Here is a 16,417-nt window from a genome sequence, read left to right on the forward strand (position 1 = left end):
CAGCTCAGGTGTTCTCGAACCGGGCCGGCCGCTTCTCCACGAAAGCGGCCATCCCCTCCTTCTGGTCCTTGGTGGCGAACATCGCGTGGAAGACCCGGCGCTCGAAGCGCACGCCCTCGGCGAGGGTGGTCTCGTAGGAGCGGTTGACCGCCTCCTTGGTCATCATGGCGATCGGCAGCGACATGGACGCGATGGTCTCGGCGGCCTTCAGCGCCTCGTCGAGAAGCTGGTCCGCCGGGATCACCCGGGAGACCAGGCCGGCGCGCTCCGCCTCGGCGGAATCCATCATCCGGCCGGTCAGGCACATCTCCATGGCCTTCGACTTGCCGACGAAACGGGTGAGGCGCTGGCTGCCGCCGATCCCCGGCATGACGCCGAGCTTGATCTCGGGCTGGCCGAACTGCGCCGTGTCGGCGGCCAGGATGAAGTCGCACATCATGGCGAGCTCGCAGCCGCCGCCGAGCGCGTAGCCCGCCACCGCGGCGATGATCGGCGTGCGCACCCCCGTGAACCGCTCCCAGTCGGCGAAGCGGTCTTGCGCATACATCTCCGCGTAGGTCGCGTGCTGCATCTCCTTGATGTCAGCCCCGGCCGCGAAGGCCTTGGCCGAGCCGGTGATGACGATGCAGCCGATGCCCGGATCGGCATCCGCCTCGGTCGCCGCCTGGATCACCTCGCGGGTGAGCTGCGCGTTGATGGCGTTGAGCGCCTTCGGGCGGTTCAGGGTGATCAGCAGGACGCGCCCGCGCGTCTCCGTCAGGATCGTCTCGTACGCATCCATCACGACTCACTCCCTGGGCCGCGAAGCATACGGATGATCGCGGAAAAGTCCTCTCCCCCGTGGCCGAGGCCCTCGAACAGCCCGTAGATCTGCGCGGCCTCCGCGCCGAGCGGCGTCGCAGCCCCCGAGGCGAGGGCGGCGGCCTGCGCCAGCCGGAGGTCCTTGAGCATCAGCGCGGCGGCGAAACCCGGCTTGTAGCCGGCATTGGCCGGCGAGGTCGGCACCGGGCCCGGCACCGGGCAATAGGTGGTGAGCGACCAGCACTGGCCCGAGGAGACCGAGGCGACGTCGTAGAGCGCCTGGTGCGACAGGCCGAGCTTCTCGCCCAGCGCAAAGGCCTCGCTGACGCCGATCATCGAGATCCCGAGGATCATGTTGTTGCAGATCTTGGCCGCCTGCCCGGCACCGGCCGCGCCGCAATGGAACACGTTCTTGCCCATGGCCTTCAGCAGGGGCTCGGCGCGTCCGAAGGCGGCCTCGGTGCCGCCGGCCATGAAGGTCAGCGTCCCGGCCTTGGCGCCGCCGGTCCCGCCGGAGACCGGCGCATCGACCGACAGGCAGCCCCGCGCCTCGGCGAGGTTGTGGGCCTTGCGCGAAGACTCGACATCCACGGTCGAGGAATCGATCAGCAGGGTGCCGGCGGGCAGCGCATCGGCGAGCTGGGTCCAGACCTCGACCACGTGCCGGCCGGCGGGCAGCATGGTGACCACCACCTCCGCGCCCTCGGCCGCCTCAAGGGCCGAGCCCGCCACCGCGACCCCCGCTTCCCGGGCCGCCTCCAGGGAGGCCGGCGCCAGGTCGAACCCGCGCACCGTGTGCCCCGCCTTCACGAGGTTGGCCGCCATGGGACCGCCCATGTTGCCGAGACCGATGAACCCGATGGTCTGTGCCATCATACCCCTCCCATTCGCTTGTTCGTGCCCCTCCCAACCATCCCCTCATCCTGAGGTGCGGCGAAGCCGCCTCGACGGAGGGCTCCAGGGATCGCGCGGCGACTGGAGGGCTCCTTCGAGGCCCGCCGATCCTATGGATCGCCGGGCACCTCAGGATGAGGGCGTGGTCGGGAGACGCCGCTCACATCACACCGGCCCCGTACGGCCTTGCGAGAAAACCGGCTCCGCCCGTCGCTCCAGCCAGCGGGCGATCCGGGCCGGGTCGACCGCGTCGAGGCTCGGCGGGTTCCAGCGCGGGCTCTTGTCCTTGTCGATCACCGCCGCCCGGATGCCCTCGCGGAAATCGCCTTCCTCCAGCAGCGCCAGCGAGGCGTGGAACTCGCGCTCCAGGCAGGCTTCGAGGTTGGGCGAGCGCCGGCCGAGGCGCAGCAGGCACAGGGTCAGGACCAGGCTCGACGGGGATTTCGTCAGCAGCGTCTTGCGGGTCGCCGCCGCGAACTCGGAACCGTCCGCCGCCAGGGCGGACAGGATCTCGTCGATCATGTCGAAGGCGAAGCAGCGATCGATGGTCTCGCGATGCTGTGCCAGGGGCGGCGCGCCAGGATCGCGCGCCAATCGGTCGATCGCCTCCCGCACGCCGGCATCCCCGGCATCGGGCGGCAGCGCCGAGAGCGCGTCGATCAGGTCCGGCAGGGCCTGGGACGGCACCATCACGTCGGCGAGCCCGCAATAGAGCGCGTCGGCGGCGCCGACCGGCTCGCCGGTGAGACCGAGATAGGTGCCGACCTGGCCGGGCGCCCGCGGCAGCAGCCAGGTGCCGCCGACATCCGGCAGGTAGCCGATGCCGGTCTCCGGCATGGCGACGCGCGAGCGCTCGGTGACGATCCGGTGGGCGGCATGCCCCGCGAGGCCGACGCCGCCGCCCATGGTGATGCCGTCCATCACCGCCACGAACGGTTTTTCGTAAGCCGCAATCCGCGAATCCAGGCGGTACTCGTCCCGCCAGAAGGTTTCCGCGAAGGCGGTGCCAGGGTTGTCGTACAGGCCGCGCAGGTCGCCGCCGGCGCAGAGGCCGCGCTCGCCCTCGCCGGTGAGCAGCACCGCGGCGAGGCCGGGATCGGCGGAGAACTGGTTCAGGGCCGCGTCGATCTCCCGGACCATGCCGTGGGTCAGGGCGTTCAGGGCCTTGGGCCGGTCGAGGCGCAGGCGCCCCAGGGCGCCGACGCGCTCGACGATCACATCCGCCATCAGCGTCCCCCTGTCAGCGCGCGGGCGATGATCACCCGCATGATCTCGTTGGTGCCTTCGAGGATCTGGTGCACGCGGAGGTCGCGGACGATCTTCTCGATCCCGTACTCGGCGAGATAGCCGTAGCCGCCGTGGAGCTGCAGGGCCTGGTTGGCGACCTCGAAGGCGGCGTCGGTGACGTGGCGCTTGGCCATGGCGCAGAGCTGAGTGGCCGCCGGGTCCTTGGCGTCGAGCGCCGACGCGGCGTGGCGCAGGAAGGTGCGCGACACCTCCAGGGACGTCGCCATGTCGGCCAACCGGAACTGCAGCGCCTGGAAGTCGCTGAGCCGGGACCCGAAGGCGCGCCGGTCGCCCATATAAGCCAGGGTCTTGTCGAGGGCCGACTGGGCACCGCCCAGCGCGCAGGCGGCGATGTTGAGCCGGCCGCCGTCGAGGCCGCTCATGGCGATGCGGAAGCCCTGGCCCTCCTCGCCCAGGCGGTTCGCCACCGGCACACGGCAGCCGTCGAACCGCACGGAGCGGGTCGGCTGGGCGTTCCAGCCCATCTTGCGCTCTTCCGCGCCGAAGGAGAGGCCGGGCGTCCCCTTCTCGACCACGATCGCCGAGATGCCCTTCGGTCCCGCCGCGCCGGTGCGGACCATGCAGACATAGAGGTCGCTGACGCCGGCGCCGGAGATGAACTGCTTCTCGCCGGTCAGCACGTAATGGTCGCCATCCCGCTCGGCCCGGGTGCGCAGCGCCCCCGCGTCGGAGCCCGAGCCCGGCTCGGTCAGGCAGTAGCTGGCGATCGTCTCCATGCCCATCAGGGCCGGGATCCAGCGCTGGCGCTGGTCCGCGTCGCCATAGGCGTCGATCATCCAGGCGCACATGTTGTGGATCGACAGGAACGCCGCCACGGTCGGGCAGCCGGTGCTCAGCGCCTCGAAGATCAGGGCGGCGTCGAGCCGCGACAGACCCGAGCCGCCGACATCCTCGCGCACGTAGATGCCGGCCATGCCGAGCGCCGCCGCGGCCCGCAGGGTCTCGACCGGGAAGGTCTTGTCCCGGTCCCAGTCGAGAGCGTGCGGCGCGATATGCTCGGCCGCGAAGCCGAGCGCCATGTCGCGGATCGCGGTCCGATCCTCATCGAGCCCGAAACTCATGGGCGCTTCCTCCAAGTTCATCGCCGAGCCAGCGCAGATTCCTCATCCGCACTGGCCACGATGGTCGCACACCGGCTGCCGTTAGGCGCAACGTGCCCCCTCTCCCGTTCGGGAGAGGGTTGGGGTGAGGGATCAGGTCTTTCCGGACAGGGCGCATCCCTCACCCTGTCCCTCTCCCGCACGGGAGAGGAGACCCGCGCTCAGCCATAGAGCCGCGCGGCCCCTTCTGCCGCCAGGACGCTCGCCCCTACCGCATCGTCGGGATGGAGAACTCCGCCCCGCTCTTGATGCCGCTCGGCCAGCGCTGCGTCACCGTCTTGGTCTTGGTGTAGAAGCGGATCGAGTCCGGCCCGTGCTGGTTCAGGTCGCCGAAGCCGGAGCGCTTCCAGCCGCCGAAGGTGTGGTAGGCGATCGGCACCGGGATCGGCACGTTGACGCCGACCATGCCGACATTGACCCGGGCGGTGAAGTCGCGGGCCGCGTCGCCATCCTGGGTGAAGATCGCGACGCCGTTGCCGTATTGATGGGTCGAGGGCAGCGCGAGCGCCTCCTCGTAGTTCTGGGCCCGCACCACCGAGAGGACGGGGCCAAAAATCTCTTCCTTGTAGATGATCATGTCGGGGGTCACGCGGTCGAACAGCGAGCCGCCCATGTAGAAGCCGTTCTCGTAGCCCTGGAGCTTGAAGCCGCGGCCGTCGACGGCCAGATGCGCGCCCTCGGCGACACCCTGGTCGATATAGCCCGCGACCTTCCGGACCGCCTCGGCGGTGACCAGCGGCCCGTAATCGGCCGAGCCGTCATGGGACGGGCCGATCTTGAGCGACTCGACCCGCGGGATCAGCTTCTCCATGAGCCGGTCGGCCGTGGCCTCGCCCACCGGCACCGCCACCGAGATCGCCATGCAGCGCTCGCCGGCCGAGCCGTAGCCGGCGCCGATCAGCGCATCGACCGCCTGGCCCATATCGGCGTCCGGCATGATGATCATGTGGTTCTTGGCGCCGCCGAAGCACTGGGCGCGCTTCCCCGTCTGGGCGGCACGCACGTAGATGTACTCGGCGATCTGCGAGGAGCCGACGAAGCCCACCGCCTTGATGTCCTCGTCGTCGAGGATCGCGTCGACCGCTTCCTTGTCGCCGTTCACGACGTTGAGGATGCCCGGCGGCAGGCCGGCCTCCAGGAAGATCTCGGCGATGCGCAGCGGCACGCTCGGGTCGCGCTCGGACGGCTTCAGGATGAAGGCGTTGCCGCAGGCGATGGCCGGGGCGCATTTCCACAGCGGAATCATGGCCGGGAAGTTGAACGGCGTGATGCCGGCGACCACGCCGAGCGGCTGGCGCAGGGAATAGACGTCGATCCCGGGCCCGGCGCCCTCGGTGTACTCGCCCTTGAGCAGGTGCGGGATGCCGCAGGCGAACTCGACCACCTCGACGCCGCGCTGGATGTCGCCCTTGGCGTCCGGCACGGTCTTGCCGTGCTCGGAGGCGAGGAGCTCGGCCAGGGAATCGTTCTCGCCGCGGATGAGCTCGAGGAAGCGCATCATCACCCGGGCGCGCTTCTGCGGATTGGTGGCGGCCCAGGCCGGCTGGGCCGCCGCGGCGTTCTCGACCGCGGCGCGCATTTCGGCCTTGCTGGCCAGCGCGACCTTGGCCTGGACCTCGCCGGTCGAGGGGTGGAACACGTCGGCGAAACGCCCGCTCTCGCCGCCGACGAGACGGCCGCCGATGAAGTGTCCGATCGTGCGCATCAGCGCCTCCCTGTTGTCGTTATCGATTTGGTTTTGGCGCAGCCTAACAGGATCGCTTGAACGATAAAGCCGGATGCGCTTACAGCCGCCGTGCATCGATGCACAGCGGGTTTGCGATCATGAGCCGGACGGGGCGCAACTGGGACGACCTGCGCTTCTTCCTGGCAGTGGCGCGCACCGGCACCCTGAGCGCCGCGGCAGCGCGGACCGGCACCGAGCACACCACGGTCGGGCGCCGGATCCGCGCCCTGGAAGACGGGCTCGGCGCCCGCCTGTTCCACCGCAGCAACCTCGGCTACGCGCTCACCGAGGACGGCGCCAACCTGCTGGCCGTGGCCGAGACCATGGAGAGCGCCTTCCTGTCGGCCAGCGCCGCCACGCAGGCCGGCGCGCAATCCGTCTCCGGCACGGTGCGGATCGGCGCCCCGGACGGGTTCGGCAGCGTGTTCCTGGCCTCGCGGATGCACCGGCTGACCGAGCGCCATCCGGGGCTGGAGGTCGAGATAATGGCGACCGCCCGGATCTTCAGCCTGTCGAAGCGCGAGGCCGACATCGTCATCGGCCTCTCGACCCCGCAGCAGGCCCGGGTGGTGGCGCGCCGGCTCACCGATTACCGGCTGTTCGTGTACGGGGCCGAAGCCTACCTCGCCGCGGCGGCGCCGATCACCGCCGTCTCGGACCTCACGGCGCATCCCTTCGTCGGCTATATCGAGGACATGCTGTTCGCGCGCGAGCTGAACTATCTCGGCGCGCTGGAGCCCGCGGTCTCCGCGCGGCTGCGCTCGACCAACCTGCTGGCCCAGGTCCACGCGACCCTGAACGGCGCCGGCCTGTGCATCCTGCCGGCCTTCATCGCGGCGGCCCATCCCGGGCTGGCGCCGGTCCTGCCCGGGGCGGTGTCGCTGACGCGCTCGTTCCATATGCACATCCACGAGGATCACCGGAAGGCCGCCCATATCCGGGCGGTGGCGGGCTTCATCGCCAGCGAGGTCGAGGCGGCGGGCGCGCTGTTCGCCGGGCCGGCGGTGTAAGCGGCGGCGGTTTCGCGGGCCGGCGCCGTGGCCTAAGATCGGCGGAGACCGGCCGACGAGACAAAGCGCCGGGTGGGAGGATCAACAGATGGTCGCCTCGATCGCCCTGCCCCGGCTGATGCGCATCGGCGCCGGCGCCTCGCGGCTGCTGCCGGAGATCCTGGGCCAGCTCGGCCTGTCGCGCCCCTTCGTGGTCACCGACCCGTACCTGGTCAGCAGCGGCCGCACCGACACATTGCTCGAGCGGCTCAACAGCGCGGGCGCCCGCGGAACAATCTTCTCCGAGACTGTGCCGGACCCGACCGTGGCCTCCGTGGAGGCGGCGCTCGCCGCGCTCCGGGCCGGCGAGTTCGACTGCGTGGTCGGCTTCGGCGGGGGCAGCCCGATGGACACCGCCAAGGCGGTGGCGGTTCTCGCCCGCCACGGCGGCCACATGCGCGACTACAAGGCGCCCCGCCTGCAGGACGAGCCCGGCCTGCCGATCGTGGCGATCCCCACCACCGCCGGCACCGGCTCGGAGGCGACCCGCTTCACCATCGTCACCGACGAGGCCTCGGACGAGAAGATGCTCTGCATCGGGCTGGCCTACCTGCCGGTGGCGGCTCTGGTCGATTACGAGCTGACCTTGACCAAGCCCAAGCGCCTCAGCGCCGATACCGGCATCGATGCGCTCACCCACGCGATCGAGGCCTATGTCTCGCGCAAGTCCAACCTGTTCTCGGACGGGCTCGCCCTCCAGGCGATGCACCTGATCGCCCCGAACCTGCGCCGGGTCTGGACCGATCCCAGCGACCGGGCGGCCCGCGAGGCGATGATGCTGGGTGCGACCCAGGCCGGCATCGCCTTCTCGAACGCCTCGGTGGCGCTGGTCCACGGCATGAGCCGGCCGATCGGCGCGCATTTCCACGTGGCGCACGGGCTCTCGAACGCGATGCTGCTGCCGGTGGTCACCGCCTTCTCGGCCCCCGCCGCGGTGGCGCGCTACGCCGCCTGCGCCCGGGCCATGGGCATTCCCGGGGTCGACGGCGACGACCGGGCCGCCGTGAACGCCCTGGTGGCGGAACTCGAAGCCCTCAACGACGATCTCGACGTGCCCGGTCCCCGGGAATACGGGATCGACCCGGCCCGCTGGGAAGCGCTGCTCCCGACCATGGCCGCCCAGGCTTTGGCCTCCGGCTCCCCGGCCAACAACCCGGTCGAGCCGACGGCCGAGGAGATCCAGGCGTTGTATCGGCGGGTCTGGGCGGCGTAAGGCCGGCCGGGACTAGGCGGGTATGGCGCCCTAGCCATCGCTACCGGGCGTAGCTACATTCGGCCCACATCGGGAGCCGAAGATCATGCCCGCAGATACGGTCGTTCGCGCGCGCATCGACCTCGCCACCAAGGAGCGTGCGACGAAGGCGTTGGACGCGATGGGGCTTTCGGTCTCGGACGCGATCCGGTTGCTGATGGTGCGGATCGCGGACGAGCAACGCCTGCCGTTCGCCGTCAGGGTCCCGAACGCGGCGACCCACGCGGCCATCGCCGAACTGGAGGCCGGCAAGGGCGCGCGGATCGGCGATGTCGACGCGCTGATGGCCGACCTGCATGCGGACGATTGAGCGTTCCGCGCAGTTCAAGCGGCACTACAAGCGCGAAGCGAAGGGACGCCATGCCGCGACCCTCGATGCCAATCTGATACCCATTCTCCGAGCCCTCGCCGGCGATGATCCGCTGGAGGCGCGCATCGGGATCATGCGCTGAGCGGCACCTGGGCAGGCTATCGCGACTGTCAGCTCAAGCCGGATCTCGTGCTGATCTATCGCAAACCCGACGCGGACACGCTGCGCCTGGCCCGGCTCGGGTCCCACAGCGAGGTCTTCGGCTGATCTGGTTTCCGATCGCGTCGCTCGACCGTCCGATCTCCGCCGTCATCGCGAGCGTAGCGAAGCGAACCAGGGACACGCCAAGGTCCGGGATCGCGCGCTGCACTGGGTTGCTTCGGCTCCGCTCGCAATGACGACCACAGGAAGCGTGGCTCATTGGCGAAGTTTCACCTCGCCACTTGGAATGCCTTCGACTCGAGTATCCCGAAGCTCGGGATACTCGAGCAGCCGCTCTACTTCGCCGTCAGCGGGCAGCCGCTCTCGGCCGCGGTGGCGTAGGCTTCCTTGCCCGGGATGGTCGCGAGCTGCCGGTAGAGGTCCCAGGGGCCCTTCGACTCGGCCGGCTTCTTGACCTCGAACAGGTACATGTCGTGCACCATGCGGCCGTTCGGCTGGACGATGCCGCCATGGGCGAACACGTCGTCCACCGGGAGCGCCTTGAGCTTGGCGTTGACCGCCTCGGTCTCGTCGGTGCCCGCGTCCTTCACGGCCTTCAGGTAGGACAGGACCGCCGAGTAGGTGCCGGCCTGGATCATGTTCGGCATGCGGCCGGTGCGCTTCATGTAGCGCTGCCCGAAAGCCCGGGTCTCGTCGTTGGCGTCCCAGTACCAGCCCTCGGTGAGCGTCAGGCCCTGCGCCACCTTGAGCCCGAGCCCGTGCACCTCCGAGAGGGTGAACAGCAGCGCCGCGAGCTTCTGGCCGCCCTCGACGATGCCGTACTCGGCCGCCTGCTTGATCGAGTTGGAGGTGTCGAGGCCGGCATTGGCGAGCCCGATCACCTTGGCCTTCGAGCCCTGCGCCTGGAGCAGGAACGAGGAGAAGTCCTGGTTCGAGAGCGGGTGGCGGACGCTGCCCAGCACCTTGCCGTTATTGGCGAGCACCACGCGGCTGGTATCGGCCTCGAGGGCCGAGCCGAAGGCGTAGTCGGCGGTGAGGAAGTACCAGGTGTCGCCCCCGGCCCGGGTCAGCGCGCCGCCGGTGCCGACCGCGAGCGCCCGCGTGTCGTAGGCCCAGTGGTAGCCGTAGGGCGTGCAGGCCTTGCCGGTGAGGTCGCTGGAAGCCGCCCCGGTGGTGATCGTGATCTTCTTCTTTTCCTTGGACAGGCCCTGGACCGCCAAAGCCACGGAGGAGGTGGTCAGCTCCATGATCGCGTCGACGCCGTCGCGGTCGTACCATTGCCGGGCGATGGCCGAGGCGATGTCGGGCTTGTTCTGGTGGTCGGCCGAGAGGATCTCGATCGGGACGCCGTCGATCTTGCCGCCCATATCCTCCACCGCCATCTTCGCGGCCTCGATGGAGCCCTGGCCGCCGAACTCGGCATAGAGGCCGGACTGGTCGTTAAGCACGCCGATGCGCAGGGCGTTGCCGGAGAAAGCGCCGGACGCGGCACCTTGGGCGGAGGCCGGGCCCGAGCTCAGCACCGTGCCCGCCAGGGCGGTGGCCAGCACCGCACCGCCAATTCGTCTGATCATGTCACTCCCCGGCATGTTTTGCCCGGATGATCCGAGCACCCGATTCTGACGCGGGTTCGGGGGCAGAATATTGCAGGTGCGGATCCCGCGCCACGGCCAGGATTGGGTCGAGATTGAGAGATTGCGCCGGTTGTGACGCGTCCCGGCAACCGCCCCGTTTCCGGACCGTATCCAGCCGGCGCAGTTATAATACCTTAACCATAAGTACACGAATGGCCGCGCAGGGTCTGGTGATGGACGGCAATTCGGCCGTCTCCGGCGCGTGGCGATGCGATGAATCCAGCCCGTCTCGCCGTCCTCGGCATCGCCCTCGCAGCGGGCGGCGGGGCGGCGTTCCTGATGAGCGGTGGCGATCCGCCCCCGCCGCCGCCGGCCCCCAAGGCCGAGCTGCCGCCGCCTCCGATGACCGAGGTGCTGGTGGCCGCCGCCGACATGCCGATGGGCCAGGTCCTGCGGGCCGCCGACCTGCGCTGGCAGCCCTGGCCGGACGGCGCCATGACGGCGGGCTACATCAGCCGCAAGGACAACGCGAAGGCGCTGGACGAGACCGTCGGCGCCTCCGTGCGCTCGGGCTTCCTCGCGGGCGAGCCGATCCGGGCGCAGAAGCTGGTCCGGCCCGACAGCGGCTTCATGGCCGCGATCCTGCCCGCCGGGATGCGCGCGGTCGCCATCGTCACCGACAGCCGCGGCACCAACTCGGCCGGCGGCTTCATCCTGCCCAACGACCGCGTCGACGTGATCCGCACCTTCCGGGACGATGCCAATTCCCGCGCCAACAACAGCGAGGTGCAGCTCTCCCAGACCATCCTGACCGACATCCGCGTCCTGGCGATCGGTCAGCTGATCCAGGAGAAGAACGGCACCAACGTCGTCACCGGCGAGACCGCGACGCTCGCCGTCACCCCCGCCCAGGCGGAGACCCTGACGCTCGCCCAGAAGGTCGGCTCGCTGTCGCTCTCGCTGCGCAGCCTCGCGGATGCGGGGCGACCGGTCGAGGCCCAGCCGGTCGATGCCGCGATGGCGCAGATGCCCGAACCCGGATTGACCGTCGTGCGCTTCGGCGTCGCGCGGCAGCAGACGCCGTGATCCCCATGATTGCCCTGCCGCGTTTCCTCCGCCCGGCGCGCGCGCTGGCGCTTCTCACGCTGATCCATGCCGGCCCGCTCCTGGCGCAGGAGCGTCCGGCCCTCGGCCCGGCCCCGGTGCTCACGGTGGGCTCGGCGGAAGCCGCCTCGTCCCGCCGGGTCGAGCTGACCGCGGGCCGTTCGGTGATCGTCGACCTGCCGCGGGACGCCAAGGAGGTGTTCGTCGCCAACCCGGCGGTGGCCAACGCGGTGGTCCGCTCGACCCGCAAGGTGTTCGTGATCGGCATGGCGGACGGCGCCACCTCGATCTTCATCATGGATGCCGAGGGCCGCCAGATCGCCGCCCTCGACGTGACCGTGGCCCGGGACCTCAACCTCGGGACGCTGCGCGAGCTGCTCGGCCAGAGCATCCCGGGCGGCCGCTTCGACGTGCGCTCCTCGGGCGCCTCGGTGCTGCTCTCCGGCTCGGTGAACTCGTCCTCCGACGCCCAGCAGGCGATCGACATCGCCAACGCCTTCGTCGGCCTAGGCGGCGGAGCCGCCGCCACCGGTGCGCCGAGCGGCGGCGTCTCGGCCGGCGCGCGCGGCGCGGTGATCAACAACCTCACGATCCGCAACAAGGATCAGGTGATGCTCCGCGTCACCGTGGTCGAGGTGTCCCGCAACGTCCTGAAGCAGTTCGGGATCAACATGACCGGCAATTGGTCGGCGTTGAATCCTGTCAGTACCGTAAAGGACCTCGCGACTGGGCTTGTATCCAACGCTCCAGCGGGTTCTTACAGCCCGTCGCTTGCCAACAGCCTGCCGTTCCCAATCAACGGTGATTTGGGCAACGGTAACCAGTTTCAAGCCTCCGCGAGAGGCGCCGGGTTCTCACTGCAAGCAACGCTGAAAGCTTTCGAGCAGGCGGGCGTGTCGCGCATCCTGGCCGAGCCGACACTGACCGCGATCTCTGGAGAGGCAGCCAAATTCCTGGCCGGCGGCGAGTTCCCGGTCCCTTCCTCGGCTTCCTGCACCATTGGCGCTTGCACGCCGGGCATCACATATAAACCCTACGGCGTGGCTCTGTCTTTCACCCCGGTGGTGCTCGCCGACAACCGGATCTCGATCCGCGTTGCTACGGACGTCACAGAGATCGATCCGCAACAGAGCTTTAGCTACACTCTCGGTAATTCGACGGTAGCCGTACCCGGCACCCGGGTGCGCCGCTCCGAGACTACGGTCGAGCTGCCCTCCGGCGGCGTGATGATGACCGCCGGCCTGATCCAGCAGACGAACAGACAGGCGATTTCCGGCCTGCCCGGCCTGATCAATCTGCCGATCCTCGGCGCGCTGTTCCGGTCCCGGGACTACCAGCGCATGGAGACCGAGCTGATGATCATGTGCACCCCCTACATCGCCCGGGCGATGGAGCCCAAGCAGGTGACCCGGCCCGACGACAACTTCGTCGACGCCACCGACGGGCAGGCGGTGCTGCTCGGGCAGGTCAACCGCCTCTACGGCAAGGTCGGCGCCGCCCCGCTCGGGCGCACCTATCGCGGCCGCGTCGGCTTCATCGTCGAGTAGCGCCGCGCTTCCAGGACCGGATCCATGACCCGACGTCACCCGCCCGCCCCATCCCGCCGGCCAGCCAGCCTCCTGGCCGCCTGCGCGCTCGGCCTGCTGGCCGCTGCCTGCAAGGGCGAGCCCGCCACCACGGGCGGCATCGACCTGTCCGATTACCGCGCCCGGCACCCGATCGTGCTGGCCGACGGCACCCGCAGCCTCGACGTGTTCGCCACCGGCCCGGGCCATCTCGACCCGCGCCAGGCCGGCGACATCGACGCCTTCATGCTGGAATACCGCCGCTACGGCCGGGGCGGCATCCTGATGGAGGTGCCCCAGGGCCTGCCGCCCGCCCAGGCCGCCGCCGTGGCGCGCACCGCCGCGGCCGTGGGCCGGCGCGGCGCCGAGGACGGCGTCGGCGCCCGCGAGATCGCACAGTCGCCCTACCCGGTGGCGGCACCGGGCCTGGCCGCGCCGATCCGGCTGAGCTTCCAGCGCATGCAGGCCAAGGTCGCCGACCAGTGCGGGCTCTGGCCCCAGGATCTCGGCACCTCGAACTTCGCCTCCGACTACGGCAACCGGCCGAGCTGGAACCTCGGCTGCGCGACGCAGGCGACCGTGGCCGCCCAGGTGGCCGACCCGGTCGACCTCGTGCGCGGCCGGCCCGAGGGCCGGATCGACACGGTCAAGCGCGTCCGGGACATCGGCCAGTTGCGGGACGGCAAGGATCCGTCAACCACATGGCGGCAAGATGGGACCAACGCCGTCAAGTCCCAGGTCAGCAACTAGGACAGGCGGTGCCACTCCCCCCGTCCCCACCATTCACGCCGCGACCCGAGCACGGACCCGAAAGTGTCGTCATGGCGGACCTGTCCGAGACATCCGAGCGCACGATCGCCCCGGTGCCCCGGATCACGATCCAGGCCTTCTGCGAGACCGGCGAGACCGCCGCGATGATCGAGGGCGCGTCCCTCGATCGGCGCATGCAGAAGGCGCAGGTCAAGGTCCGGATGGGCGGCGGCGCCGCGGCGATCGAGGCCTACCGCCACGCGCCGACGCCCAACGTCATCGTCATCGAGACGCAGGGCGTCCGCTCGAAGCCGGTCGAGTGCCTGGATGCCCTGGCCGAGGTCTGCGACGAGGGCACCCGCGTCCTGGTGATCGGCCACGTCAACGACGTGACCCTCTACCGGCAGCTGATCCAGCGCGGCGTCTCCGACTACCTGATGGCGCCGGTCGAGCCGCTGACCCTGATCGCGGCGATTTCCGACCTGTTCACCGCGCCCGGCGTCAAGCCGGTGGGCCGCACCGTGGCGGTCTACGGGGTCAAGGGCGGCATCGGCGCCTCGACGGTGGCGCATAACTTCGCCTGGTCGGTGGCCCGGAACCAGGGCGTGCAGACGGTGATCGCCGATCTCGACATCGCCTTCGGCACCGCCTCGCTCAACTTCAACCAGGACCCGCCGCAGGGCATCGCCGAGGCGGTGTTCGCGCCCGAGCGCCTGGATTCGGCCCTGGTCGAGCGGCTGCTGTCGAAATGCAGCGACAACCTCAGCCTGCTCTCGGCCCCGGCGAGCCTCGACCGGACCATCGACCTGTCCGAGCCGGCCTTCGATTCCCTGATCGAGTACCTGCGCGCGAGCGTGCCCTGCGTGGTCCTCGACATTCCGCACCAGTGGAGCGCGTGGTCGAAGCGCGTGCTCACCGCGGCCGACGAGATCCTGATCGTCGCCGGTCCCGACCTCGCCTGCCTGCGCAACGCCAAGAACCTGCTCGGGGCGCTCAAGCACGGCCGCCCGAACGACCAGCCGCCCCGGGTCCTGCTCAACGGCGTCGGCATGGCCAAGCGGCCGGAAATCGGCACGGCCGAGTTCGCCAAGGCCCTCGACGCGCCGATCACGGCCACGATCCCGTTCGAGCCGACCCTGTTCGGCACGGCCGCCAATAACGGCCAGATGATCGCCGAGATTCAGGCCGGCTCGAAGGTGGCGGAGCTGTTCAACGACCTGGCGGCGGTCACCCTGGGGCGCCCGGAGACCCGGCGCAGCCGGTCGAGCCTGCTGGAGCCGCTGCTGGCCAAGCTCGCCGGCCGCAAGGCCTCGTGATGCGCGGGACCTTCGCCGGGACGATGCCTCACGCGGGCCGCGGGGATCTGACCCATGTTCGGTAGGCGACAATCCGGAGCCGCCCCGACGGCGCCCGCGCCGGTCCCGCAGATGCGGGCCGCCCTGCCGGCCGCGCCGGTGCTGCGCGACGCCGCGCCGGCACCGAAGCCGCCCAAGCCCGCCGCCCCGGTGGTGGTCGAGAACCTGCGCTCCGAGGATTACTACCGGACCAAGAGCCTGATCTTCGGCGCCCTGATCGAGGCGATCGACCTCACCCAGCTCGCGCGCCTCGACGCCGAGACCGCCCGGGAGGAGATCCGCGACATCGTCACGGAGATCATCGGGCTCAAGAACATCGTCCTGTCGATCGCCGAGCAGGAGGAGCTGCTCGACGACATCTGCAACGACGTGCTGGGCTACGGCCCGCTGGAGCCGCTGCTCGCCCGCGACGACATCGCCGACATCATGGTCAACGGCGCCAACCGGACCTTCATCGAGGTCGACGGCAAGATCCAGCTGACCAATGTCCGCTTCCGCGACAACCAGCAGCTGATGAACATCTGCCAGCGGATCGTCAGCCAGGTCGGGCGACGCGTGGACGACGCCTCGCCGATCTGCGACGCGCGCCTGCCGGACGGCTCCCGCGTCAACGTCATCGCGCCGCCGCTGGCCATCGACGGGCCGGCGCTCACAATCCGCAAGTTCAAGAAGGACAAGCTCACCCTGGAGCAGCTGGTGCGCTTCGGGGCGATCTCCCCCGAGGGCGCCGAGGTCCTGAAGATCATCGGCCAGTCTCGCTGCAACGTCGTCATCTCGGGCGGCACCGGCTCGGGCAAGACCACGCTGCTGAATTGCCTCACCGCCTTCATCGAGCACGACGAGCGGGTCATCACCTGCGAGGACGCGGCCGAGTTGCAGCTCCAGCAGCCGCACGTCGTGCGCCTGGAGACGCGCCCGCCGAACATGGAGGGCCAGGGGCAGGTCACCATGCGCGACCTGGTCAAGAACTGCCTGCGCATGCGGCCCGAGCGGATCATCGTCGGCGAGGTCCGCGGACCCGAGGCCTTCGACCTGCTCCAGGCGATGAATACCGGCCATGACGGCTCGATGGGCACGCTCCACGCCAACAGCCCGCGCGAATGCCTGTCGCGGATCGAGTCGATGATCTCGATGGGCGGCTTCACGCTGCCATCGAAGACCCTGCGCGAGATGATCTGCGGCTCGATCGACGTGGTGATCCAGGCCATGCGCCTGCGCGACGGCTCCCGGCGCATCACCCATATCACCGAGGTGCTGGGCATGGAGGGCGACGTCATCACCACCCAGGACGTGTTCCTCTACGACATCGTCGGCGAGGATCCGAACGGCAAGCTGATCGGGCGCCATCGCTCGACCGGGGTCGGGCGGCCGAAATTCTGGGAGCGGGCCCGCTATTACGGCCTGGAGCGCCGCCTCGGCGAGGCGCTCGACGCCGCCGAAATCGTCGACGGGGCGTGACCGTGGCGG

General features: G+C 69.9%; 14 protein-coding genes and 1 pseudogene. 9 read left to right on the forward strand and 6 right to left on the reverse strand.

The genetic code is table 11. The features are described from left to right. Positions 1-4: 4 nt before the first annotated feature. The 5 genes from LGR69_RS27185 to LGR69_RS27205 all read right to left on the reverse strand — a co-directional run bounded on the left by LGR69_RS27185 (position 5) and on the right by LGR69_RS27205 (position 5,808). Positions 5-781, reverse strand: coding sequence for an enoyl-CoA hydratase (locus LGR69_RS27185; protein ID WP_007565954.1), 777 nt, complete (start codon positions 779-781; stop codon positions 5-7). Continuing rightward, complete coding sequence (gene mmsB, locus LGR69_RS27190; protein WP_230367997.1) at positions 781-1,674, reverse strand: 3-hydroxyisobutyrate dehydrogenase; 894 nt, start codon at positions 1,672-1,674, stop codon at positions 781-783. The genes LGR69_RS27185 and mmsB overlap by 1 nt, the downstream gene beginning before the upstream one ends. Before the next feature lie 186 nt (positions 1,675-1,860). Next, on the reverse strand, positions 1,861-2,922 hold the full coding sequence (locus tag LGR69_RS27195; RefSeq protein WP_230367998.1) for an enoyl-CoA hydratase/isomerase family protein: 1,062 nt from the start codon (positions 2,920-2,922) through the stop codon (positions 1,861-1,863). Continuing rightward, complete coding sequence (locus tag LGR69_RS27200) at positions 2,922-4,064, reverse strand: isobutyryl-CoA dehydrogenase (RefSeq protein WP_230367999.1); 1,143 nt, start codon at positions 4,062-4,064, stop codon at positions 2,922-2,924. Before LGR69_RS27200 ends, LGR69_RS27195 begins: the two co-directional genes overlap by 1 nt. A 247-nt stretch (positions 4,065-4,311) precedes the next feature. Further along, complete coding sequence (locus LGR69_RS27205; RefSeq protein ID WP_230368000.1) at positions 4,312-5,808, reverse strand: CoA-acylating methylmalonate-semialdehyde dehydrogenase; 1,497 nt, start codon at positions 5,806-5,808, stop codon at positions 4,312-4,314. 119 nt (positions 5,809-5,927) lie between these two features. On the opposite strand from LGR69_RS27205, the gene LGR69_RS27210 reads away from it, so the two are divergent. From LGR69_RS27210 to LGR69_RS27225, 4 genes and pseudogenes are all read left to right on the forward strand, one after another. Then, positions 5,928-6,839, forward strand: coding sequence for a LysR family transcriptional regulator (locus tag LGR69_RS27210; protein WP_230368001.1), 912 nt, complete (start codon positions 5,928-5,930; stop codon positions 6,837-6,839). Between the two features lie 88 nt (positions 6,840-6,927). Then, the gene (locus LGR69_RS27215; protein ID WP_230368002.1) at positions 6,928-8,091 is read left to right on the forward strand and encodes an iron-containing alcohol dehydrogenase; all 1,164 of its coding nucleotides are present in this window, start codon (positions 6,928-6,930) and stop codon (positions 8,089-8,091) included. Positions 8,092-8,176: 85 nt separating this feature from the next. After that, positions 8,177-8,440 (forward strand): type II toxin-antitoxin system RelB/DinJ family antitoxin, encoded by a 264-nt coding sequence (locus LGR69_RS27220; protein WP_230368003.1) that lies wholly within the window; start codon positions 8,177-8,179, stop codon positions 8,438-8,440. Further along, a pseudogene (locus LGR69_RS27225) lies at positions 8,427-8,707 on the forward strand (type II toxin-antitoxin system YafQ family toxin). Before LGR69_RS27220 ends, LGR69_RS27225 begins: the two are co-directional and overlap by 14 nt. Positions 8,708-8,937: 230 nt before the next feature. Here the strand turns inward: LGR69_RS27225 and LGR69_RS27230 are convergent. Beyond that, positions 8,938-10,176, reverse strand: coding sequence for an ABC transporter substrate-binding protein (locus tag LGR69_RS27230; protein ID WP_230368004.1), 1,239 nt, complete (start codon positions 10,174-10,176; stop codon positions 8,938-8,940). Positions 10,177-10,449: 273 nt separating this feature from the next. Here LGR69_RS27230 and cpaB point away from each other — a divergent pair, with 273 nt between their 5' ends. From cpaB to LGR69_RS27255, 5 genes are all read left to right on the forward strand, one after another. Further along, entirely contained in the window at positions 10,450-11,262 is an 813-nt protein-coding gene (cpaB, locus tag LGR69_RS27235; RefSeq protein ID WP_007565969.1) for a Flp pilus assembly protein CpaB, read from the forward strand. Between the two features lie 5 nt (positions 11,263-11,267). Next, entirely contained in the window at positions 11,268-12,827 is a 1,560-nt protein-coding gene (locus LGR69_RS27240) for a type II and III secretion system protein family protein (RefSeq protein WP_230368030.1), read from the forward strand. A 24-nt stretch (positions 12,828-12,851) separates the two neighbouring features. Then, complete coding sequence (locus LGR69_RS27245; RefSeq protein ID WP_230368005.1) at positions 12,852-13,595, forward strand: CpaD family pilus assembly protein; 744 nt, start codon at positions 12,852-12,854, stop codon at positions 13,593-13,595. A gap of 71 nt (positions 13,596-13,666) precedes the next feature. Beyond that, on the forward strand, positions 13,667-14,911 hold the full coding sequence (locus LGR69_RS27250; protein WP_230368006.1) for an AAA family ATPase: 1,245 nt from the start codon (positions 13,667-13,669) through the stop codon (positions 14,909-14,911). A gap of 54 nt (positions 14,912-14,965) precedes the next feature. After that, positions 14,966-16,408, forward strand: coding sequence for a CpaF family protein (locus LGR69_RS27255; RefSeq protein WP_007565975.1), 1,443 nt, complete (start codon positions 14,966-14,968; stop codon positions 16,406-16,408). Positions 16,409-16,417: the final 9 nt, after the last annotated feature.

It is taken from the genome of Methylobacterium brachiatum (assembly GCF_020523825.1).
In the GTDB taxonomy this organism is placed as follows: Bacteria; Pseudomonadota; Alphaproteobacteria; order Rhizobiales; family Beijerinckiaceae; genus Methylobacterium; species Methylobacterium brachiatum.